Annotated in this window: 24 protein-coding genes; 18 read left to right on the forward strand and 6 right to left on the reverse strand. The window is 67.5% G+C overall.

What is annotated here, in order from left to right; translation table 11 throughout:
• Positions 1-210 precede the first annotated feature (210 nt).
• The 5 genes from AB0M15_RS14960 (at position 211) to rny (ending at position 5,070) form a co-directional block, all read left to right on the forward strand.
• The gene (locus AB0M15_RS14960; protein WP_363818069.1) at positions 211-849 is read left to right on the forward strand and encodes a regulatory protein RecX; all 639 of its coding nucleotides are present in this window, start codon (positions 211-213) and stop codon (positions 847-849) included.
• A 29-nt stretch (positions 850-878) separates the two neighbouring features.
• Positions 879-1,553 (forward strand): alpha/beta hydrolase family protein, encoded by a 675-nt coding sequence (locus AB0M15_RS14965; protein WP_363818072.1) that lies wholly within the window; start codon positions 879-881, stop codon positions 1,551-1,553.
• A 180-nt stretch (positions 1,554-1,733) separates the two neighbouring features.
• Positions 1,734-2,018 carry a hypothetical protein gene (locus AB0M15_RS14970; protein ID WP_363818074.1) on the forward strand — a complete coding sequence of 95 codons (285 nt, stop codon included), beginning with the start codon at positions 1,734-1,736 and terminating at the stop codon, positions 2,016-2,018.
• A 234-nt stretch (positions 2,019-2,252) separates the two neighbouring features.
• Positions 2,253-2,873: an Rv0909 family putative TA system antitoxin gene (locus tag AB0M15_RS14975; RefSeq protein WP_363818076.1), complete on the forward strand. Its 621-nt coding sequence runs from the start codon at positions 2,253-2,255 to the stop codon at positions 2,871-2,873.
• 493 nt (positions 2,874-3,366) lie between these two features.
• Positions 3,367-5,070 carry a ribonuclease Y gene (gene rny, locus AB0M15_RS14980; RefSeq protein WP_363818079.1) on the forward strand — a complete coding sequence of 568 codons (1,704 nt, stop codon included), beginning with the start codon at positions 3,367-3,369 and terminating at the stop codon, positions 5,068-5,070.
• Between the two features lie 9 nt (positions 5,071-5,079).
• On the opposite strand, the gene AB0M15_RS14985 is transcribed toward rny, so the two are convergent.
• From AB0M15_RS14985 to AB0M15_RS14995, 3 genes are read right to left on the reverse strand one after another with little or no spacing between them, the layout of a single operon-like run.
• Positions 5,080-6,021 (reverse strand): cyclase family protein, encoded by a 942-nt coding sequence (locus AB0M15_RS14985; RefSeq protein WP_363818081.1) that lies wholly within the window; start codon positions 6,019-6,021, stop codon positions 5,080-5,082.
• A 28-nt stretch (positions 6,022-6,049) separates the two neighbouring features.
• Complete coding sequence (locus tag AB0M15_RS14990) at positions 6,050-6,424, reverse strand: nuclear transport factor 2 family protein (RefSeq protein ID WP_363818084.1); 375 nt, start codon at positions 6,422-6,424, stop codon at positions 6,050-6,052.
• A 53-nt stretch (positions 6,425-6,477) separates the two neighbouring features.
• A complete protein-coding gene (locus tag AB0M15_RS14995; protein WP_363818087.1) occupies positions 6,478-7,389 on the reverse strand; it encodes a LysR substrate-binding domain-containing protein in 912 nt (303 codons plus the stop codon).
• Positions 7,390-7,459: 70 nt separating this feature from the next.
• Between AB0M15_RS14995 and AB0M15_RS15000 the strand changes: the two genes are divergently transcribed.
• On the forward strand, positions 7,460-8,185 hold the full coding sequence (locus tag AB0M15_RS15000; protein WP_363818089.1) for an SDR family oxidoreductase: 726 nt from the start codon (positions 7,460-7,462) through the stop codon (positions 8,183-8,185).
• Here the strand turns inward: AB0M15_RS15000 and AB0M15_RS15005 are convergent.
• The 3 genes from AB0M15_RS15005 to AB0M15_RS15015 all read right to left on the reverse strand — a co-directional run bounded on the left by AB0M15_RS15005 (position 8,182) and on the right by AB0M15_RS15015 (position 10,312).
• The gene (locus AB0M15_RS15005; RefSeq protein ID WP_363818091.1) at positions 8,182-8,466 is read right to left on the reverse strand and encodes a DUF6458 family protein; all 285 of its coding nucleotides are present in this window, start codon (positions 8,464-8,466) and stop codon (positions 8,182-8,184) included. The two genes, AB0M15_RS15000 and AB0M15_RS15005, sit on opposite strands and share 4 nt — an antisense overlap.
• Positions 8,467-8,551: 85 nt before the next feature.
• Positions 8,552-9,715 (reverse strand): acyl-CoA dehydrogenase family protein, encoded by a 1,164-nt coding sequence (locus tag AB0M15_RS15010; protein WP_363818093.1) that lies wholly within the window; start codon positions 9,713-9,715, stop codon positions 8,552-8,554.
• Positions 9,716-9,733: 18 nt separating this feature from the next.
• Entirely contained in the window at positions 9,734-10,312 is a 579-nt protein-coding gene (locus AB0M15_RS15015; RefSeq protein WP_363818096.1) for a DUF1707 domain-containing protein, read from the reverse strand.
• A 131-nt stretch (positions 10,313-10,443) separates the two neighbouring features.
• Here AB0M15_RS15015 and dxr point away from each other — a divergent pair, with 131 nt between their 5' ends.
• The 12 genes from dxr (at position 10,444) to AB0M15_RS15075 (ending at position 19,560) form a co-directional block, all read left to right on the forward strand.
• Complete coding sequence (gene dxr / locus AB0M15_RS15020) at positions 10,444-11,670, forward strand: 1-deoxy-D-xylulose-5-phosphate reductoisomerase (protein ID WP_363818098.1); 1,227 nt, start codon at positions 10,444-10,446, stop codon at positions 11,668-11,670.
• Entirely contained in the window at positions 11,667-12,980 is a 1,314-nt protein-coding gene (locus tag AB0M15_RS15025) for a M50 family metallopeptidase (protein WP_363818101.1), read from the forward strand. The genes dxr and AB0M15_RS15025 overlap by 4 nt, the downstream gene beginning before the upstream one ends.
• A 22-nt stretch (positions 12,981-13,002) precedes the next feature.
• Positions 13,003-14,154, forward strand: a complete 1,152-nt coding sequence (gene ispG / locus AB0M15_RS15030; RefSeq protein ID WP_363818103.1) for a flavodoxin-dependent (E)-4-hydroxy-3-methylbut-2-enyl-diphosphate synthase — start codon at positions 13,003-13,005, stop codon at positions 14,152-14,154.
• 44 nt (positions 14,155-14,198) lie between these two features.
• Complete coding sequence (locus tag AB0M15_RS15035; RefSeq protein ID WP_363818106.1) at positions 14,199-14,747, forward strand: nucleosidase; 549 nt, start codon at positions 14,199-14,201, stop codon at positions 14,745-14,747.
• A 51-nt stretch (positions 14,748-14,798) separates the two neighbouring features.
• Positions 14,799-15,164 (forward strand): MerR family transcriptional regulator, encoded by a 366-nt coding sequence (locus AB0M15_RS15040; protein ID WP_363818108.1) that lies wholly within the window; start codon positions 14,799-14,801, stop codon positions 15,162-15,164.
• Positions 15,161-15,496, forward strand: a complete 336-nt coding sequence (trxA, locus tag AB0M15_RS15045) for a thioredoxin (protein WP_343977581.1) — start codon at positions 15,161-15,163, stop codon at positions 15,494-15,496. The genes AB0M15_RS15040 and trxA overlap by 4 nt, the downstream gene beginning before the upstream one ends.
• Before the next feature lie 82 nt (positions 15,497-15,578).
• Positions 15,579-15,737: a CopG family transcriptional regulator gene (locus AB0M15_RS15050; RefSeq protein WP_363818111.1), complete on the forward strand. Its 159-nt coding sequence runs from the start codon at positions 15,579-15,581 to the stop codon at positions 15,735-15,737.
• Entirely contained in the window at positions 15,730-16,380 is a 651-nt protein-coding gene (locus tag AB0M15_RS15055; RefSeq protein ID WP_363818113.1) for a VOC family protein, read from the forward strand. The genes AB0M15_RS15050 and AB0M15_RS15055 overlap by 8 nt, the downstream gene beginning before the upstream one ends.
• Positions 16,377-16,850 (forward strand): GNAT family N-acetyltransferase, encoded by a 474-nt coding sequence (locus tag AB0M15_RS15060; RefSeq protein ID WP_363818116.1) that lies wholly within the window; start codon positions 16,377-16,379, stop codon positions 16,848-16,850. Before AB0M15_RS15055 ends, AB0M15_RS15060 begins: the two co-directional genes overlap by 4 nt.
• A gap of 48 nt (positions 16,851-16,898) precedes the next feature.
• Positions 16,899-17,723: a GNAT family N-acetyltransferase gene (locus AB0M15_RS15065; protein WP_363818119.1), complete on the forward strand. Its 825-nt coding sequence runs from the start codon at positions 16,899-16,901 to the stop codon at positions 17,721-17,723.
• A 91-nt stretch (positions 17,724-17,814) separates the two neighbouring features.
• Positions 17,815-19,146, forward strand: a complete 1,332-nt coding sequence (locus AB0M15_RS15070) for a M14 family zinc carboxypeptidase (protein ID WP_363818121.1) — start codon at positions 17,815-17,817, stop codon at positions 19,144-19,146.
• 42 nt (positions 19,147-19,188) lie between these two features.
• Positions 19,189-19,560, forward strand: coding sequence for a hypothetical protein (locus AB0M15_RS15075; RefSeq protein WP_363818124.1), 372 nt, complete (start codon positions 19,189-19,191; stop codon positions 19,558-19,560).
• The last annotated feature ends 9 nt before the right edge of the window (positions 19,561-19,569 follow it).

Consider the following 19,569-nt stretch of genomic DNA (forward strand, 5'->3'; position numbering starts at 1 on the left):
ACATCCGACGACGGCGCCTTCGACGCATTCGAAGGCCAACCCGACGGAATGCCGGCCTGGGCCACCAACGAACCAGCCGCCCCCGCACCAACCAACTCCACATCAGCCAACTCCGCATCGGCGCACTTCGTGTCTGCTGAAGGCTTTTCTCCGGGCAGCAACTCCGCAGCGGGCGTCAGTGGCTCTGGTGATGGGCCGTGGGCTGGGGGTGTGAGTGAGACTTCTGGTGGGGCTGGGATGTCGGATGGGTCGGGGCGGCGGCGGTCGGGGATGCGGGGGAGTCGGAAGTTCGGAGGGAGGCGTCCTAGTGAGGTTGCGGAGGTCGAGGTAGACGAGTTCGCGGATCCGCATGCGACGGCGCGGACGATCTTGCTCGACAAGTTGAGTGGGCAGCCGCGGACCCGGGCTGAGCTCGCCGATCTGTTGGCGGAGCGGGAGATTCCCGGCGAGGTGGCGGACGAGGTGCTCGATCGGTTCACCGAGGTCGGGCTGATCGACGATGCCGCCTTCGCCAACGCCTGGGTGGAGTCACGCCACCGTGGTCGCGGTCTCGGCAAGCGCGCCCTCGCCCAGGAACTCCGCCGGCGAGGAGTCGACGACGAGCTGGCCCGCGACGCCATCGAAGAGATCGAGCCCGACCAGGAAGAAGCCACTGCACGCGCCCTGGTCCGCAAAAAACTCCGTTCGATGCGCTCCCTCGAACGCCAGGTCGCCATGCGTCGCCTGATCGGCATGCTCGCCCGCAAGGGCTACCCCGGCGCCCTCGCCATGACCGTCGTCAAACAAGAACTAGCCGCCTCCGACGAAGAACTCCCCCTCCTCAACGACTCCGGCCTAGAAGCCGAGTAGCAGTCGCCTGCGCCATCGCTGGAGGTGTCGTGAACGCGGACGGCTGGAAGACCGCGTCGTTTGCTGGTTGCCAGCTCAGGTATGCCGTGACAGGGAACGGTCCAGCGGTGGTGTTGCCGAAGAAGGACCGCGGCTCCTATGTTCCGTTCGAGCAACTCTCCGGCCAGTACACGATGGTGCAGATCGAGCCGCTCGGGTTCGGCCGAAGCGACCGCCCAGATCCCTATCCGTCGGCCGGAATTCACGAGCAGATCCTCGCGGTGTGCGACCAGGAATCCATTCCCGAGTTCGCGGTGTGGGGCTTCTCGCAGGGTGGGGCCATGGCATGTGCGATCGCTCAAGCAACCCCGCGGGCCCGCCTGTTGGTGTGCGGCGGGTTCAACGTGCTGCGTGGCCTGTCCGACGCGTGGCTTGCCCGGATGAACCGGGAGCAACGGATCCCGGTCGGCAGCCGAACGTTCTGGAACTGGTTCCATCGCTACGACTGGCATGCGGAGCTTCGCCGGATGGCAGTACCGAGCCTGATGTACTGGGGCACGCTGGATGCGCAGCGGGTCTCGCCCAAGGACCAGTACATCTTGCGGGGTCTCGGGATCGATGTCCTCGAGTTCGCCGGCCTTGACCACGGCGCCTGCGGCCTCGGTGACCCGGCAAGCCCCGCGACCGACTCGGTGGCCGACTGGCTGCGGCGTCATGGATGGTGAGTGTTCCGATTTGATGGGCTACGGGCAGATCAAGGCCCGGCGGCCGAAGTGCTGATGGCCGGCGCCGAGCGCTGGGCACGTTAGCGGGTTGTCGATGGCAACTTCTCCGAACGGATTCGGGCGATAGCCTGGGGGCGCGGCTGACACGCGACCAGTTCGGCTGCGGTGGAGCATGGGGGCATGACTGATTTCGGTGGGGATCGGGAGGCTCTTCGGGGGCTGGCTGACGACGGGAACGAGAAGGCGTTGGATCGGTTGGCTGAGCTTGCTGATGGGCGGGGGGATTTGGAGGAGTTGAGTGAGTTGCTGGATGAGGGGAGCATGCGCGCGGGGGAGTTGTTGACGCGACGAGCAGTTGCGGTGCGTGATTTGCGGGAGTTGCAGCGGGTGTCGGATGCGGGGTACGAGGAAGCCGGTGAAGTACTTGATCGGCTGCTTGACGGGGCCGAGGCGGATTCGGAGTAGGAGTCGGGGGATGGAGGGCTGTTCGGGGTGGGTGGTGGGGCGCTGGGGTGGTTGCCGGGGTGATTTCGGGGGTGGGTGACGGGTGGGTTTCGGGGAAGGGGACGAGGGGTTAGCGGCGAGGGACGTTGACGGGTCGGGGTTGACGGTGTCTGATCCGAAGTACGGATCGGATTTGTGCGGTCCGTAGGCTGGGATTTTCGTCCGATCCGCCCCTGACACCTCTCGGAGGGTGCAATGAACGATTTCCAAGACCAGGCGAAGAACTGGCTCCGGAATGTCGTCAAGCAAAACCCGGACAAGATCAAGGCAGGCGTGGAGAAAGCCGGCGACCTGATCGACAAGCAGACCGGCGGAAAGTACGCCGACAAGGTCGATGCCGTGCAGGGGAAGGTCGACACCTATGTCGACTCCCACGCGGACCCTGCGAAGCCCGCCGGCGGGCCCGGGACCACCTCGACCGAGCAGAGCAGTGAGGACACCACGGCAGACGCACCCACGGCCGGAGCCGATGAGGCGGCGGCAGAGCCTGCCGATTCTGGACCAGACCAATCCGCTGGACCTGGTACGGCCGACGCGGAAGGTGCTGCCGGGGAGACCGTCGGTGAAGGCGCGCCTGAGCCGGCGGGCAGCGTGGACGAGACTGCGCCCGGGGCGAAAGGCAGCGTTGCTGAGGGTGCGTCCGAGGAGACTGTCGACGAGGCTGCTCCTGACGCGGTGGATGGCACCGTCGTCGGTGGAGAGGTGCCGGACGTCGCGGGCAATCCGAGCAGTTCGGCCGGTTCCGGCACCGAGGGTGCCGCGACGGGCAGTACGGCGACCGGTACGTCGGAGGGCGGGCTGCCGGGCCCGAGGTAGTACCTCGCAATAGACGCCAACGACCCGGGTCTCCCACCTGCCAGTACGCAGGGGAGACCCGGGTCGTTGACATTGCCGACCGGGCCGGGGCCGGGGCGGGCGGGTCGGGGTGACTGGGGGTGATCGTGGGGGTTTGGTGGGGTTAGGTCTCGATTTGGACGGGAAACCGGTCGGCGGGTGTTCGTCTTGACCCTGTGGATGGCCGCGCCTAGCCTCGGAATCAGTAAGGGAGCATTCCATCGCGAGATGGCGTACATAGCAGCGGCCGGCTGGACCGGCCGGACAAAATCCCGGGTCATGACCATGGCGCGGGGGACGTGAGACCAACGCTCGACCGAGCTGCCGCATAGGACGACCCGGTTCGCCGGGTGTTTGCAGCACCGCCGAACCGGGTGGTGCTCTTCGTCGTACCGTCCTGCTGATCGCTGTGAAAGCTCCCTTCGACGCCGACAACGTCACGCCCCCGGGCGCGACTCGCAGAGGGGAGACGCCGATGTCACTCGCGGCCATGCCGACGGCGGCATCTGTAGGGCTCGTCCTGATCGGGTTGCTGATCGTCGGCCTGCTGGCCTGGATCGGCCTGACGCTGTCGCGCCGCAAGGTGGCCGACCAGTCCGCGGCCCTCAGCGCCGCCGAGGCGAACGCCAAGCTCGAGGCCGCCACGATCACGTCCGGCGCCAAGTCCGCTGCCGAGCTGGTGACTCGGCAGGCGGAAGAAGCAGCGGCGGTACTCCGGGTCCGCGCCGAGGCGACCGAGCAGCGTGCCGAGGAGATCCGGCGTGACGCCGAGACCCGGGCGTCCGAAGTACGGCGGGAGGCCGAGCAGCGGGCGTCCGACGTACGCCGGGAAGCCGAGTCCGAGGCGCAGTCCATCCGTGAGGACCTGCGTGAGCAGCGGCTGGAGATGGAGCGCCGCGAGCACCGGTTGACCGAGCGCGAGGAACGCCTCGACGAGCAGCACCGCAGCATCGAGGAGCGCCAGGGCGAGCTCACCACCCAGCTTGCCGAACTCGACCAGCGCAAGGCCGAGATCCGCGACCTCGAGGACGAGCGGCGCCGGATCCTCGAGGGCGTCGCCAACCTCACCACCGAGCAGGCGAAGGCCGAGCTGGTCGCCGCGATCGAGGCGGAGGCGAAGCGGCACGCGCACACGATCGTCCGCGACATCGAGCGGCAGGCGCAGGACGAGGGCGAGATCAAGGCGCGCAAGATCATCACCGGCGCCGTGCAGCGACTGGCTTCGGAGCAGACCAGTGAGTCGGTCGTGTCGGTCGTGCACCTGCCCAGCGACGACATGAAGGGCCGGATCATCGGTCGCGAGGGCCGCAACATCAGGTCCTTCGAGCAGACCACCGGCGTCAACCTGATCATCGACGACACCCCCGAAGCGGTGCTGCTGTCCTGCTTCGACCCGGTACGCCGGGAGACCGCGCGGCTGACCCTGGATTCGCTGGTGCTCGACGGCCGGATCCACCCGAGCCGGATCGAGGAGATCTACGAGCGCAGCAAGGGCGAGGTCGCCGAACTGTGCGACCGGGCGGCCGAGGACGCGATGGCCGACGTCGGGATCACCGATCTGCACCCCGAACTGGTGCGCACGATGGGCCTGCTGCGGTACCGGACGTCGTACGGGCAGAACGTGCTCAAGCACCTGATCGAGTCGGCGCACATCGCCGGGATGATGGCGGCCGAGCTGGGGTTGGATGCCAAGCGGTGCAAGCGGGGCGCGTTCCTGCATGACATCGGCAAGGCGCTGACGCATGAGTCCGAGGGCAGCCACGCGATCGTCGGGGCCGAGCTTGCCCGCAAGTACGGCGAGGACGACGACGTCGTGCACTGCATCGAGGCGCACCACAACGAGGTCGAGGTGCGGACCGTCGAGGCGGTACTGACCCAGGCGGCGGACGCGGTCAGCGGTGGGCGGCCGGGGGCGCGGCGTGAGTCGCTGGAGGCGTACGTGCAGCGGCTCGAGCGGCTCGAGGAGATCGCGATGCATCACGACGGCGTCGAGAAGGTGTTCGCGATGCAGGCGGGTCGCGAGATCCGGGTGATGGTGTTGCCGGACGCCGTCGACGACATCGCCGCGCAGGTGATGGCTCGCGACATCGCCAAGCAGGTCGAGGAGGAGCTGACCTACCCGGGCCAGATCCGCGTCACCGTCGTCCGCGAATCCCGCGCCACCGAGGTCGCCAAGTAGCCGAGCTGCTCAAAAGGTGGCTATCGGGTTGGCTGGGCTGCCGGAAGTGCCGGCTAGGCGGAGTGGGGCGAGGGCTAGGTGGAAGTCCCACTGGTTGAGTTCGGCGGCTGTCGATGCGCAGGCTTCCAGGTCGCAGTTGTCCAGGAGCCAGAGGCCAATGGCTACGAGGCTGATGGCGTGGACGGGCATCAGGATGTCGTCGTAGCCGGATGGCTGGACGTCTTGCGGGGTGTCGGCGCCGATCAGGGCAACGCCTCGTTCGTGTAGCCAGGGGAGGCAGGATGCGTGCCAGCCGGCCTGGGTGATGCCGCCGGAGGGGCCGGACTCGTGGCGGGCGCGGCCGTAGCCGGTTCGCAGCAGTACGGCGTCGCCAGATTGCACTCGGACGCCTTGGCGGCGCTCGGCCTCCTCGAGGTCTTCGGGGAACACGCCATCGCCTGGGGACAGCCACGGCACTCCGCGGACTTGGGCGATGTCCAGAAGGACGCCTCGTGTGGTGATCCCGTTCGCTGCTGCCGTAACGGCTGCCCAGGCTGAGCCTGTTGCGGCGTCGACCATCGAGTGGGAGCGGCCGTTGTACATCTTGCCGTCCCAGAAGAGATGGCAGGGGGAGTCGAGGTGGGTGATCGTGTTGCCGTGGAAGAAGATGCCGAGTCGCTCGTGGGAGAAACCCCAGCGACGGTCGGCGTGGAAGGCGGGCGGCATGTTCTCGGCACCCGGCATATCGGCTGCGCACGGGCACGCCGTCGTCGATCGCTCCATCTCCGACGGTACGGCGACCTCCCAGCCGCACGACACGCTCCTGCCGTGGCGCACGGCCCGCGCCGCCGCCAGCCGGACGTCGTCGGTGATCAGGTTCAGCGTGCCGAGTTCGTCGTCGTCACCCCAGCGTCCCCAGTTCGAGAGCGTGTCGAAGTACCCCAGCACGTCGTCCTGAGTCGGCAGCGTCATGGCAGCCGAGTGTATTGACCCGGAGGGCCTACTCCGCGTACTTCGAACGCCAGGCCGGCGGTTCGAACGGGGAACCGTAGATCCGCGTCTCCCGGGCGATCCGGCCGTCACTGAACTCGACGATGTTGGCCACGTGGAAGATCTCACCGTCGTAGTCCGACCGGCCGAGGACGACGAAATGGTCGCCCGCGCCGGTGATCCGCTGGATCACGATCGACGGCGGCGCCGGGTACTCGCGCTGCATCGCGCGCATCTTGTCCCGGCCGACGATGCGTTCCCCGGACTGCGGCATCTCCAGCACGTAGTCCTCGGTGCGCAGTTCGTGCTCGGCCTCGGCCGACAGCGCGAGCTGCCCGTCCATCGGCCAGAGGCGTTCCAGTAGCGCACGGTTCTTGTCGGTCATCACGACCACCCGCCCTTCTGACAGCCAGCCTGCGCAGCGGCCTTCAGCCAGTCTTAAACCGCCTCCAGTTGCCTCGCAACGGCCGCCGGAACCCTCAGCACGGTCGCCTTCACCGACGCGACGAACTGTGAGACCAGTACGTCGGATCGGCCGGCGGTCAGGGCGACTACGTCTCGGGACTGTGGTGGATCCAGTCGATGCACGGTGCCCGTGAAGGCGGTCGGTAGTCCGCTCAGCGGGACTACGGCTGCGCCCAGTCCGGCCGCGGCGAGGGCTGGCGCCGACGTGGTTTGCGACGTACGGATCACAACCTCGGGTGATACGCGATGCTCGGCGAAGAGGCTGTCGAGCCAACCGGCGAGGCCGTGCGGGCCGGCGTACTGGATGACTGGGTATCCGTGGAGGGCAGTGATCGGGACAGGTCCGGGTTGGTCCCCGAGTGGATCGCCGGCGCTGAACACGATGACCAACTCCTCCCGGGCAAGCAGATCGACGGCACCCTCCCAGCGGGTGGGGCGTGGGCCGATCGCGACGTCGATCTCGTCGGCCGTGATCATGGCCGCCAGGGCGTCAGCACTGTTGCGCTCCTGCAATGCGAGTCGCACCCGCGGATGACGTCGTCGCCAAGCACGGAGCAGTGGAGCCACGAGGCCGGCCGTCATCGAGCCCGCACAGCCGACCCGGAGCTGCCCCTCGTCCAACGCGGTGACCGCCCGGCCAGCCTGTACTACGCGATCGGCCGACTCCAGCGCGGCACGAGCATGCCTCAACGCCTCCCGCCCGGCGGTGGTCGGCCGGGTGCCGCGGGGGAGCCGTTCGAGCAGCGGCGAACCCAGCTCGTTCTCGAGTACTGCGAGCTGGTGTGACAGCGAGGGCTGCGACAGATGCAAGGCAGCCGCAGCCCGGGTGATCGACCCGGCCTCGACGATGGCGACGAAGCACTCCAGGGCTCGCAGGGTAGGCATAGAGGCATTCTATGGCGTGCATCGAAAACTGGTCTTTGTGTCGATGGTTCAAGGCACAGAGGCTGGACGCATGACAACAGCGACAGAACTCAGCGGCAAGCAGGTCCTCATCGTGGCGGGCGGTTCGGGCATCGGCCGGCAGTTGGCGCAGGACGCCGTCCACCAAGGAGCCAGGGTGACGATCACCGGGCGCAGCACTGCGGCAGTACAGAAAGTGGCGGACTCGATCAACGGCGAAGTGGCGACCGCGGTCGTTGACTTGGGCAACGAAGACTCGATCGCCGAGTTGGCGACGGAGCTGGCGCGGCGCGATGTCGTCGTCGAGCACCTGATCTCGCTGGCCAACGCGCCGGCGAAGGGTCCGGTGGAGAAGCTGGAGCGCGAGGCGATCGCCAGAGCGTTCGACGCCAAGGTGATCGGTGCACTGCTGCTGGTCAAGCACCTCCGGCCGACGACCTCGGTGACGCTCTTCTCCGGGATCGTCGCCTGGCGTCCCAAGCCGGGAATGGCTGTGACGGCGACGACCAACGGCGCGGTCGCGTTCCTGGCTCAGGCGCTCGCGGTCGAGCTGGCGCCCGTGCGGGTCAACGCGGTCTCGCCGGGCATCATCGATTCAGGTGCCTGGGACGGGCTGGGCGCTGACAAGGAGAAGATGTACGCCGATGTCGCCGCGAAGAACCCGGCCCGCCGGATCGGCACGACCGAAGACATCTCGGCGGCGGTGCTGAGCGCGATCACCAATCCGTTCCTGACCGGCACCGTCCTGCATCTGGACGGCGGAGCCCGCCTGGTTTAGGGCTCCTTGGGGAGATGGCTCGGGGTGACGTCGATCTGCTCCTGGATGGCGTACTCGTGCGGTTCGGTCGTGTACTGCTCCTCGACCGACGGCTTGATCAGCTCGATCTCCTCGTCGTGCTTGGCGTTCGCGAGGCGGTACGAGAACCACAGCCCGAACGCGCCGCCGAGCATGATGATGATGCCGACCGCGGTCAGATCGACCCCGCTCAGCGTGTCGTGGATGGCGAAGGCGATGATCGCCCCGACTGCGATGAGTGCGATGCCCCCGTTGATCCTCATCGTCACCTCCAGGTGACTTTCTGTGGATTGGTACTCACGCTCAGTACCCGATCCGCCGATCCTCAAGCAGGGCGAGAGGGTGGGGTCAGCGGAAGGCGGATTGGCCGGTTAGGGCTTGGCCTATTACCAGTTGGTGGACTTCGGAGGTGCCTTCGTAGGTGAGGACTGATTCGAGGTTGTTGGCGTGGCGCATGATCGGGTACTCGCCGCTGATGCCGTTGGCCGCCAGGATCGTGCGGCACTCGCGGGCGATGGCGATTGCCTCGCGTACGTTGTTGAGCTTGCCTACGCTGACCTGCTCCGGACGCAGCGTGCCCTTCTCCTTGAGGCGGCCGAGGTGGACCGCGAGGAGGATGCCCTTGTTCAGTTCGACCGCCATGTCTGCGAACTTCGCCTGCGTCAGCTGATAAGCCGACAGCGGCTTGTCGAACACCTGCCGGTCGGCGGCATATGAAACCGCCGTCTCCAGACAGTCCCGCGCCGCCCCCATCGCCCCGAAGATGATCCCGAAGCGCGCCTCGTTCAAACACCCCAACGGCCCCGACAACCCACGAGCTTCCGGCAGCATCGCCGACGAAGGCAACCGCACATCCGAGAAGATCAGCTCCGACGTCACCGACGCCCGCAGCGACATCTTCCGGGTGATCTCCGGCGCCGAGAATCCAGGCGCAGAAGTCGGTACGACGAACCCGCGCACCCCGTCATCCGTCCGTGCCCACACCACGGCCACATCGGCCACCGACCCGTTGGTGATCCACATCTTCGACCCGTTGAGCACCCAGTCGTCGCCGTCGCGCCGTGCGTTCGTGCGCATGCCACCCGGATTCGACCCGAAGTCGGGCTCGGTCAGCCCGAAGCAGCCGATCGCCTCGCCCGCGGCCATCCGCGGCAGCCACTCGGTCTTCTGCTCTTCACTGCCGTACTTCCAGATCGCGTACATCGCGAGCGAACCCTGCACGCTCACCAGCGACCGCATCCCCGAGTCGGCCGCCTCGATCTCCAGACACGCCAGCCCATAAGCCACCGGCCCCAGCCCAGCGCAGCCGTAGCCCGTCAGGTGCATGCCCAGCAGGCCGAGCGAGCCCAGCTCCTTCGCGAGATCGCGCGCCGGGATGCTGGCCGACTCGAACCACTCGGGCAGGTGCGGCCGCAGCTGCTCGTCCGCGAACCGCCGAGCCGTCGCCCTGATGGCGACTTCCTCTTCGGTGAGCAGCGAGTCGACGTCTACAAGATCAAGCGAAACCGTCATGCGCACACGCTAACGGAATCACTTGCTGTACCAAGGCCACCACCAGTGCCGCTTGCGCGGATGCCGCACGACGATCGAGCCGTGCCGGGCCTGGCCGGTGACGATCAGCCGGACGCCGCCGACCGTCGGTGCGGTCGCCTTGTTCTTCGCGGCGCTGTGGACCATGTCGACGTTGTCGATATCGACGCTCCAGCCGCGCGGCACGACCATCACCACCGAGCTGTGCTTGGCGTGCGCCTCCACATGCACCTCGCGCCAGCTGATCACCGCGTCGGTGAAGTCGAGCTTTACGGACGAGTGCTCGGCGACCGCGGTCACCCGCTCGGGCACGATCCAGGCACCTTCGCGCTTCTGGGCGCTGTGCTTGGCGCGGATCGTCACCTCGGCCGCATTGCTTCCGTGCGCGATCGGCAGCAGATCTGCAGTCGCCGTCCGCAGCTCGATCTCGGTCTTGGCGGAGTAGATCTGCGTGAGCCGCTCGTCCATCTCCTCGAAGTCCAGCCGGCCGTCACTGTGAGCTTCCTGGATCACCGCGGCGGCGCGCTCACGGTCATGATCGGATGCCCTGCGGGCGGGCGGCGGCTGTTCCAGACTCATGAGGCCAACGGTAGCGCTGCCGGGAGTCCAGGGGGTGTCTCCCAGCTCCCGCCTACTGCGCGGCACTCGGCACGGCGGGAACTGGGAGACACCCCCTGAACCGGGGATCAGTACCTGTGACAATAGGTGGCGTGAATCAACGCACCGTCGTCATCCTCGGTTCGACCGGCTCGATCGGCACGCAGGCGCTTGAACTGATCGGCCGCAACCGGGATCGGTTCCGGGTGCTCGCGCTGTCCGCGGGCGGTGACAACGTCGCGTTGCTCGCGCAGCAGGCGCTGGAGTTCGAGGTCGAGGTCGTCGCGGTCGCCAAGGCCACCGCGACCCAGGATCTGCAGTTGGCCTTCTACGCCGAGGCGCAGAAGCGCGGCTACTCCCAGGGACAGTTCCGGATCCCGAAGATCATCACCGGCCCGGACGCCTCGACGGAGCTGGCCGGGATGGCGTGCGACGTAGTACTGAACGGCATCACCGGATCCGTCGGCCTGCAGCCCACGCTGGCCGCGCTGGACGCCGGTACCACCCTCGCCCTCGCCAACAAGGAATCACTGGTCATCGGCGGCCCGCTCGTGGTGAAGCGGGTCAAGCCGGGCCAGATCGTTCCGGTCGACTCGGAGCACAGCGCGATCGCCCAATGCCTCCGCACCGGTACCGCCGACGAGGTACGCCGCTTGGTCGTCACCGCGAGCGGCGGGCCCTTCCGCGGCCGGACCCGGGCCCAGATGGCCGACGTCACGCCCGAGCAGGCGGCGAACCACCCGACCTGGGACATGGGCCCGGTCATCACGATCAACTCGGCCAACCTGATCAACAAGGGTCTCGAGGTGATCGAGGCGCACCTGCTCTACAGCCTCCCGATGGACCGGATCGAGGTCGTCGTGCACCCGCGGTCGATCGTGCACTCGATGGTCGAGTTCGTGGACGGCTCGACCATCGCCCAGGCCTCGCCGCCGGACATGCGGCTGCCGATCGCGCTCGCGCTGGGCTGGCCCGAACGGATACCGGACGCCGCTCCGAGCTGTGACTGGACCAAGGCGGGCTCCTGGGAGTTCGAGCCGCTCGACAACGAGGCGTTCCCGGCCGTCCAGCTGGCCCGCGAGGCGGGGGAGCGGGGCGGTACCGCTCCCGCAGTACTGAACGCGGCGAACGAGGTCTGCGTGGAGGCGTTCCGCAGCGGGCGGCTGCCGTTCCTGGGGATCGTCGACACCGTGGCCCGGATCGTGACCGAACACGACGTACCCTCGTACGAGGAACTGTCCATCGACGACGTACTCGCCGCGGACGCCTGGGCGCGCGTCCGGGCCCGCGAACTGACCGGCAGCACGGACCACCAGGGCCAGGAGACCACACAGGTATGAGCGCACTCCTCACTTTCGTCGGCGTGGTGCTGTTCGTGATCGGCATCCTGGTGTCGGTCGCGCTGCATGAAATGGGTCACATGCTGCCGGCCAAGGCGTTCGGCATGAAGGTGACCCAGTTCTTCGTCGGCTTCGGCAAGACGGTCTGGTCGACCAAGCGCGGCGAGACCGAGTACGGCTTCAAGGCGATCCCGGCGGGTGGTTTCGTCCGGATCATCGGGATGATGCCGCCGGCCAAGGGACAGGACCCGACGAAGGTCCGCAAGGCCAACACCGGGCCGATCCAGTCGCTGGTGGAGAACGCGCGCACCGCGGAGTACGAGACGATCGATCCGGTCGACAACGGCCGGCTGTTCTACCAGAAGGTGTGGTGGAAGAAGCTGATCGTGATGGCGTCCGGTCCGCTGGTCAACGTCGCCATCGCGTTCTTCCTGTTCGCCGGCCTGTTCATGTTCTACGGCGCCAACGTCGCGCAGACCACGGTCGCCACCGTCACCGACTGCGTGATCCCCGCCTCGGAGGCGGCCAAGCCCGACCGCAAGTGCACGGACGCCGACAAGGTGTCGCCGGCCAAGGCCGCCGGGTTCCACGTCGGCGACAAGATCCTGTCCTTCAACGGCACCGCCATCAGCAGCTGGGACGACCTGACGCCGCTGATCCGGTCCAACACGGACAAGCCGGCCACCATCGTGGTCGAGCGCGACGGCAAGCAGCAGACGCTGACCACCAACACCATCCTCAATCAGGTGGTGGAGAAGGCCGGCTCGGACAAGCTGGTCTCGGTCGGCTTCCTCGGCGTCTCACCGGAGCAGAAGGTGGTCCGGCAGGACTTCGGCTTCGTCGTCGACAAGATGGGCGAGCTGACCGTCGCCACCGTCAAGGCGCTCGGCAACTTCCCGGAGAAGCTGGTCGGCGTGGCCAAGTCGATCGTCGGCGGCGACCGCGACGAGAACAGCCCGATGAGCGTCGTCGGCGCCAGCCGGGTGGCCGGCGAGGTCGCCTCCAACCAGGACCTGACGCCGGGCGCCAGGATCGCCTTCCTGGTCTCGCTGCTCGCCTCGCTGAACCTGTTCCTCGCGCTGTTCAACTTCATCCCGCTGCTGCCACTCGACGGCGGCCACATGATCGGCGCGATCTGGGAAGGCATCCGGCGCGGGTTCGCCAAGCTGCTCGGCCGGCCCGACCCCGGGTACGTCGACGTGGCGAAGCTGCTGCCGATCGCGTACGTGGCGGCCAGCGTCATCGTGGTGATGGGCGTCCTGCTCGTCGTCGCCGACATCGTCAACCCGATCAAGCTCTTCAACGGATAACTCTCAACCGGACAAAGGAAAAATGAGCATCTCCCTGGGCATGCCCGCGCTGCCTCCGCCGACCCTCGCCCCGCGCCGCAAGACCCGCCAGATCAAGGTGGGCAAGGTGCTGGTCGGTGGCGACGCGCCGGTGTCCGTACAGTCGATGACCACCACGCTGACCTCGGACGTCAACACGACGCTGCAGCAGATCGCCGAGCTCACCGCGGCCGGCTGCGACATCGTCCGGGTCGCCTGCCCGTCGCAGGACGACGCCGACGCGCTGCCGGAGATCGCCCGGCACTCGCAGATCCCGGTGATCGCCGACATCCACTTCCAGCCGAAGTACGTGTTCGCCGCGATCGAGGCCGGTTGCGCCGCGGTCCGGGTCAACCCGGGCAACATCCGCAAGTTCGACGACCAGATCAAGGAGATCGCGGCTGCCGCCAAGGACCACGGCACCTCGATCCGGATCGGCGTCAACGCCGGCTCGCTCGACCCGCGACTGCTGCAGAAGTACGGCAAGGCGACGCCCGAGGCGCTGGTCGAGTCGGCCGTCTGGGAGGCGTCGCTGTTCGAGGAGCACGACTTCCACGACTTCAAGATCTCGGTCAAGCACAACGACCCGGTCGTGATGGTCAAGGCGTACCAGTTGCTCTCCGAGGCCGGCGACTGGCCGCTGCACCTCGGTGTCACCGAGGCAGGCCCGGCCTTCCAGGGCACGATCAAGTCGTCGGTCGCGTTCGGCGCGCTGCTGTCCCAGGGCATCGGCGACACGATCCGGGTCTCGCTGTCCGCGCCGCCGGTCGAGGAGGTCAAGGTCGGCCTGCAGATCCTGCAGTCGCTGAACCTGCGCGAGCGCAAGCTCGAGATCGTCTCCTGCCCGTCCTGCGGCCGCGCCCAGGTCGACGTCTACACGCTGGCCGAGCAGGTCACCGCGGGGCTCGAGGGCATGGAGGTCCCGCTCCGCGTGGCCGTGATGGGTTGCGTAGTGAACGGACCGGGTGAGGCCCGCGAGGCCGACCTCGGGGTTGCCTCCGGCAACGGCAAGGGTCAGATCTTCGTCAAGGGCGAGGTGATCAAGACGGTGCCCGAGTCGAAGATCGTCGAGACCCTGATCGAAGAGGCGATGCGGATCGCCGAGGAGATGGGCGAGTCCGTCGACGGCGGCGAGCCGACCGTGACGGTCGGCTGATCGTCGATCACCTTCCGCTTCGAGTGAGCGGGTACCCTCGCCGCGTGACGGACTACATCGTGATCAGCGCGACGCGCGGCGAGGCTCGGTACGTTCCGGAAGGCCTCCCGGTGATCATCACCGGGGTCGGCAAGACCGCGGCGGCGGTGATCACGGCGCAGGCCCTGGCCGGCCGCGACATCAGCGACCTCACGGTCCTGAACGTCGGTACGACGGGAGCCCTGCGCGACGGGCTGGCCGGGATCTATCTGCCGAGCGAGGTCGTCAACCACGACCTCAACGCCGAGGCGATCCGGGGGATCGGCCTCGACCCGCAGGAGTCCATCCAGATCGAGGGCGGCGACGGGACGGTGCTCGCCTCGGGCGACGTGTTCGTCACCGACCCGGTGCTCAAGGCACGGCTGGCCGAGCGTGCACATCTGGTCGACATGGAGGCGTACGGGGTGGCGTTCGCCTGCCGCCAGTTCGGCGTACCGGTCCGGCTGGTCAAGCATGTGTCCGACTCGGCTGACGAGGCTGCGATGGACTGGCCGGCCCTTGTGGACGCGAGCGCCAAGGTCCTGGGGGATTGGCTCCGCACCGAACTATCCTGACTTGACCTTGACCCTGGGGGCAGGGTTTAGCGTCGGGTCAAGGAGGCGGAGATGCGGATCGGGGATTTGGCGGCCGAGGCCGGGGTGACGGTCAAGGCGGTGCGGTACTACGAGTCTCAGGGGCTGTTGAAGCCCCGGCGGGAGGCCAACGGGTACCGGGCGTACAGCGCCGAGGACGTGATCGTGGTCCGTGAGGTGAAGGCCTTGCTGTCGCTCGGGCTGACCGCGGAGCAGACCTATCCGTTCATCGAGTGCCTGCGGGCCGGCAACGACCGGGCGGACGTCTGCCCGGCGTCGCTGACGGCGTACCGGGCGCGGATCGCGGAGGTCGACCGGCGGATCGCCGAGCTGGCCGAGCTGCGGATCAAGCTCGCCGACCTCCTGACCGATGCCGAGAACTGGAGGACCAACCGATGACCGAACTACTCGTGGCCGACGAGACCAACTTCGACCAGCTGGTACTACGGGCCGACAAGCCCGTCCTGGTGGACTTCTGGGCCCAGTGGTGCCCGCCCTGCCACCAGATCGTCCCGATCCTGCAGCAGATCGCGGTCGAGCGCGCTGACCGGCTGACCGTGGTCAAGGTGAACTCCGACGAGAACCCGGCGATCTCCTCGAACTACCGGGTGATGGCTCTGCCGACGCTGATGCTCTTCCATCACGGCGAGCTGATCTGGTCGGTGGTCGGCGCCCGCCCGAAGGCCAAGCTGCTCAAGGAACTGGACGACGCGCTGCTGACCGCCGTCTGATCCACCGTTTCACCCAAGCCCCCTGGTCGTTCGCGACCAGGGGGCTTCTTTGTTAGCCCGCTAGATTGCTAGCATACTAGACATGACCGAAGAGGCCGCCAAGAAGGCGCAGTTCAACGTGTACCTGCCGCCGGACCTGATCCGGCGGATCAAGCATCAGGCGATCGACGAGAGCACGAGCTTGTCGGCTCTGGTCGAGCAGGCGCTGACGGACTACCTGGAGGGGAATCGGCATGAATGAGGTCGTGATTCGCACGTTGAGATTCAGCAACGACGTGCAGGCGATGCGGGCGTTCCTGGAGACGCTGGGGCTGCGGTCCCGGATCGAGTCCGAGAGCGGGATCTGGATCGACATGGTCGCCGGGCGGGGGATGATCGCGCTGCACGACGCGGCCCGCAGCGATACCGGTGGTGAGCCGGGGCAGACCAGGCTGACCTTCGAGGCCGACGATATCGACGAGTTGCTGGAGCGGCTGGTTGCCGCCGGGTTCGAGGACGCGAGCATCTTCGACGAGGCGTTCGGGCGGGTGTTGACGGCCACGGGTCCGGACGGGGTGGGGCTGTGGATCGATGAGCGGCCCAAGGATCTGTACGGCTACAAGTTGCATGCTGCCCATCCGGACACGCGATGGTCGGTCACGCCCATGCTCGGCGCCTCGGATCAGGTGGGCTGGGAGCGGCTGCTGGACATCCTGGGTGGGGACAATCCCGAGTTGGCGAGGTTCCGGGCGGGCGGGTCCGACGTACAGATCGAGCTGACGACCTCCGAGAACCTGGATGAGGTTGCCGAGCGTCTTGCGGCGACCGGCTATCGGGTTGAGAAGGCCGACGGGGGATTGGCTGTGGTCGATCCGGACGGGCAGACCGTGCGGGTTCGCGGATGATCAGCGTCCGGCGGGCCGTGGTGGACGACGTCGCGGCGGTGCGGGAGATCGGGTTGACGACCTGGCCGGTCGCGTACGACGGATTGGTGTCGGCCGAGTTCATCGCGGACGGGTTGGCGCAGTGGTGGTCGCCGGCGGCGGTCGAGCGGGGCATCACCACCGGCATCACGCTCCTCGCGGTTGTCGACGAGCGCATTGTGGGGATGGTCGGCCTGGGACAGGAGGCCGGCTTCTGGGTGATGTGGAAGCTTTATGTGCTGCCCGGGTATCAGCGGCTCGGGGTCGGGAAAGCCTTGCTGGACGGGGCGATCGCGGCGCTGCCGGCGGGGGTGGATCAGTTGTTGCTCGATGTGCTCGTCGGGAACGAGCAGGCGATCCGGTTCTATCGCAAGAACGGTTTCGGAGCTGCCCGGAGTACGCCGGACCGGGACCTGGGCGACGAACTGATTTGGATGGCACGCGCACTCTAGATGACCCATTGCGCGCCACAGCGGCGGTAATCGGCTAGGTTCTGCGGCGTGGGCGTACGGGTACTGGGTCCTCGCGACCTCTCAGCAGCGAGGGCCGTCATCGCCCGCGATCCGGTCGTGAACGTCTTCGTCGACTCCTTGGTGCAGGCGTCCGGGCTCGATCCGCGCCGCGGGGCGGAGGTCTGGGGATACGTCGAGAAGGGCGAGCTCGAGGCGCTCTGCCATGCCGGCGGCAACATGGTGCCGGTCGGTGCGGGGGAGGCCGCGTTGCGTTCGTTCGCGGCGTACGCGTTGCGCCGTGGCCGCAACTGCTTCCAGATCCTCGGGCCTGCTCGCGCCGTCGATCAGTTGTGGACCGCGCTCGAACCGCATTGGGGTCCGGCGCGCGAGGTGCGCGACGAGCAGCCGTTCATGGTGATCGAGGGACCGCCGGTGATCGCGCCCGATCCGCTGGTGCGCGCTGTCGAGCCGGTCGAGCTGGGGATTCTGTACCCGGCGTGCGTCGCGATGTACACCGAGGAGGTGGGTGTACCGCCGCAGACGGGGCCGGATGGGACGTTCTACCGGTCGCGGGTCGCCGAGTTGATCCGGGCCGGCCGGGCCTTTGCGCGGATCGAGGACGGCAAGGTCGTGTTCAAGGCGGAGATCGGCTCGGTGGGCAGTGGGGTCTGCCAGATCCAGGGGGTTTGGGTCGATCCCGAGCGGCGGGGTCAGGGGCTCGCGGCTCCCGGCATGGCGGCTGTGGTGGAACTCGCGCGACAGATCTCGCCGGTTGTGACGTTGTATGTCAATGCGTTCAACACGCCGGCGCGGGCGGCGTACGAGCGGGTGGGGTTCCGGACCATCGAGACCTTCGCGACGATCCTGTTCTGAGGCTGAGCGCTGAATGTGATGGCCCGGTGACCGTTGGTGAGGTTTGCTGTTCGACAGCGCCGCCCCCGCCCAGTCGAAGGACAAAAACTTCATGCGAAGACTCGCTGTGTCATTGGCCGGTTTGGCCACCGTCGCGATCGCCGTCGCCGGCTTCGCGCCCGGCCCCTCTGCCGCTGCGCCCCAGTTCGAGGCTGACGCAACACCGTCGTACTACTCCCTCAAGCTGCCTGCCGGAGTGACTGTCGCCGATCTCGTTCGCGACGGCTACGACATCTCCCACGGCCACGGCTCTCGCCCGATCCTGGTCGCCACTCCCGCCGAGGTCGCGCGTCTCCGCGACCGTGGCGTAGTCCTCGGCAAGACCGGCAACGTCTACCAGCCGGTGATCCGCGCAACTACGGCCGGTACTACGTATTACGGCGGCTACCACACGACGGCCGGCCACGAGCAGCACAACGCGGCCGTCACCGCCGCTCACCCGGACCTGGTGAAGCTGTACGACATCGGCGACTCGTGGAAGAAGACGAAGGGACAGGGCGGGCACGACATCCAGGCCCTGTGCATCACCAAGCTGACCACTGGCGACTGTGCGTTGAACAGCACGGGCAAGAAGCCGAAGTTCGTTCTGCATACGCAGATCCATGCGCGTGAGTTGGCGACCGGGGAGATCGCCTACAAGTGGATCGACCTGCTAGTCGGTTCGTACGGAACGGACCCGGCGATCACGTCGCTGCTGGACACCCGGGAGCTGTGGGTGATCCCGATCGCGAACCCGGACGGTGTCGACGTGGTCGCGTCGAATCCGACGCAGCCGGTGATGCAGCGCAAGAACGTCGACAACTCCGCGGGTGGCTGCCCGGCCGCCGACGCGGGTGTGGATTTGAACCGCAACTCGAGCTTCCAGTGGGACGTGCAGCAGGGCGGTCCTTGCGACGAGACCTATCCGGGGAAGAAGGCGATCTCGGAGCCGGAGACGATTGCGGTCCAAGGGTTGCTGGACAAGATCTTCCGCGACACCAAGGGTGCGGTGGGGGAGCCCGCGGCGGCGGATACCACCGGGGTGTTCCTGACGCTGCACAGTTTCGGCAACGACATCCTGGCGCCCTATGGGTACACGAATACGGCGGCGCCGAACAAGGCGGCGTTGATTGCCCTGGGCAAGAAGATGGGGGCGCTGAACGGGTATCCGGTCTCCACTGGTGACGGTGGGGTCGGCTATTTCGCGCCGGGGGCCACCGATGACTGGCTTTATGGGACGCGGGGCGTTCCGGCGTACACGTTCGAGGTCGGGCCGGACTCGGGGAGCTGTGGCGGGTTCTTCCCGTCGTACTCGTGCTTCACGAGCTCCTTGTGGCCGGCGCAGAAGCCCGCTCTGCTGTATGCCGCGCGCGCTGCGGCGACGCCGTACGGGCCGCTTCCGTGAGCTGGCTACCCGTGGGTAACACGATCCGCTAAGGTCGTCGGCATGAGCAGACGGAGCAGAAGCACCACCGGACTGGCAGTGCTTTTCGGTGTCATGGGGGTGCTGCATTTCGTGAAGCCGGAGCCGTTCGAGCGGATCGTGCCGCGGCAGTTGCCGCGCAAGAAGGAGCTCGTGTACGCCTCGGGCGTGGCCGAGCTCGCTTGCGCGGCCGGGCTCCTGCACCCGCGGACGCGGCGTCCGGCAGGCCTGCTCAGTGCAGGACTGCTGGCCGCCGTGTTCCCGGCGAACGTGCAGATGGCGCTCGATCTTCAGCGGAAGGGAACGCCGCGCGCGAAGGCGATCGGGTTCGCCCGGCTGCCGCTGCAGATCCCGCTGATCCGGGCGGCGCTGAAGGCGTCCCGCGAGGGGCGCTGAGGCGGGGCT

It is taken from the genome of Kribbella sp. NPDC051718, assembly GCF_040681515.1.
GTDB lineage: Bacteria > Actinomycetota > Actinomycetes > Propionibacteriales > Kribbellaceae > Kribbella.

Bases quoted from the DNA above. Each gene is read 5' to 3' on its own strand.
- AB0M15_RS14970 (WP_363818074.1), top strand. From the start codon at position 1,734: ATGACTGATTTCGGTGGGGATCGGGAGGCTCTTCGGGGGCTGGCTGAC.
- AB0M15_RS14975 (WP_363818076.1), top strand. From the start codon at position 2,253: ATGAACGATTTCCAAGACCAGGCGAAGAACTGGCTCCGGAATGTCGTC.
- rny (WP_363818079.1), top strand. From the start codon at position 3,367: ATGTCACTCGCGGCCATGCCGACGGCGGCATCTGTAGGGCTCGTCCTG.
- AB0M15_RS14985 (WP_363818081.1), bottom strand. From the start codon at position 6,021: ATGACGCTGCCGACTCAGGACGACGTGCTGGGGTACTTCGACACGCTC.
- AB0M15_RS14990 (WP_363818084.1), bottom strand. From the start codon at position 6,424: ATGACCGACAAGAACCGTGCGCTACTGGAACGCCTCTGGCCGATGGAC.
- AB0M15_RS14995 (WP_363818087.1), bottom strand. From the start codon at position 7,389: ATGCCTACCCTGCGAGCCCTGGAGTGCTTCGTCGCCATCGTCGAGGCC.
- AB0M15_RS15000 (WP_363818089.1), top strand. From the start codon at position 7,460: ATGACAACAGCGACAGAACTCAGCGGCAAGCAGGTCCTCATCGTGGCG.
- AB0M15_RS15005 (WP_363818091.1), bottom strand. From the start codon at position 8,466: ATGAGGATCAACGGGGGCATCGCACTCATCGCAGTCGGGGCGATCATC.
- AB0M15_RS15010 (WP_363818093.1), bottom strand. From the start codon at position 9,715: ATGACGGTTTCGCTTGATCTTGTAGACGTCGACTCGCTGCTCACCGAA.
- AB0M15_RS15015 (WP_363818096.1), bottom strand. From the start codon at position 10,312: ATGAGTCTGGAACAGCCGCCGCCCGCCCGCAGGGCATCCGATCATGAC.
- AB0M15_RS15025 (WP_363818101.1), top strand. From the start codon at position 11,667: ATGAGCGCACTCCTCACTTTCGTCGGCGTGGTGCTGTTCGTGATCGGC.
- ispG (WP_363818103.1), top strand. From the start codon at position 13,003: ATGAGCATCTCCCTGGGCATGCCCGCGCTGCCTCCGCCGACCCTCGCC.
- AB0M15_RS15040 (WP_363818108.1), top strand. From the start codon at position 14,799: ATGCGGATCGGGGATTTGGCGGCCGAGGCCGGGGTGACGGTCAAGGCG.
- trxA (WP_343977581.1), top strand. From the start codon at position 15,161: ATGACCGAACTACTCGTGGCCGACGAGACCAACTTCGACCAGCTGGTA.
- AB0M15_RS15050 (WP_363818111.1), top strand. From the start codon at position 15,579: ATGACCGAAGAGGCCGCCAAGAAGGCGCAGTTCAACGTGTACCTGCCG.
- AB0M15_RS15055 (WP_363818113.1), top strand. From the start codon at position 15,730: ATGAATGAGGTCGTGATTCGCACGTTGAGATTCAGCAACGACGTGCAG.
- AB0M15_RS15060 (WP_363818116.1), top strand. From the start codon at position 16,377: ATGATCAGCGTCCGGCGGGCCGTGGTGGACGACGTCGCGGCGGTGCGG.
- AB0M15_RS15070 (WP_363818121.1), top strand. From the start codon at position 17,815: ATGCGAAGACTCGCTGTGTCATTGGCCGGTTTGGCCACCGTCGCGATC.
- AB0M15_RS15075 (WP_363818124.1), top strand. From the start codon at position 19,189: ATGAGCAGACGGAGCAGAAGCACCACCGGACTGGCAGTGCTTTTCGGT.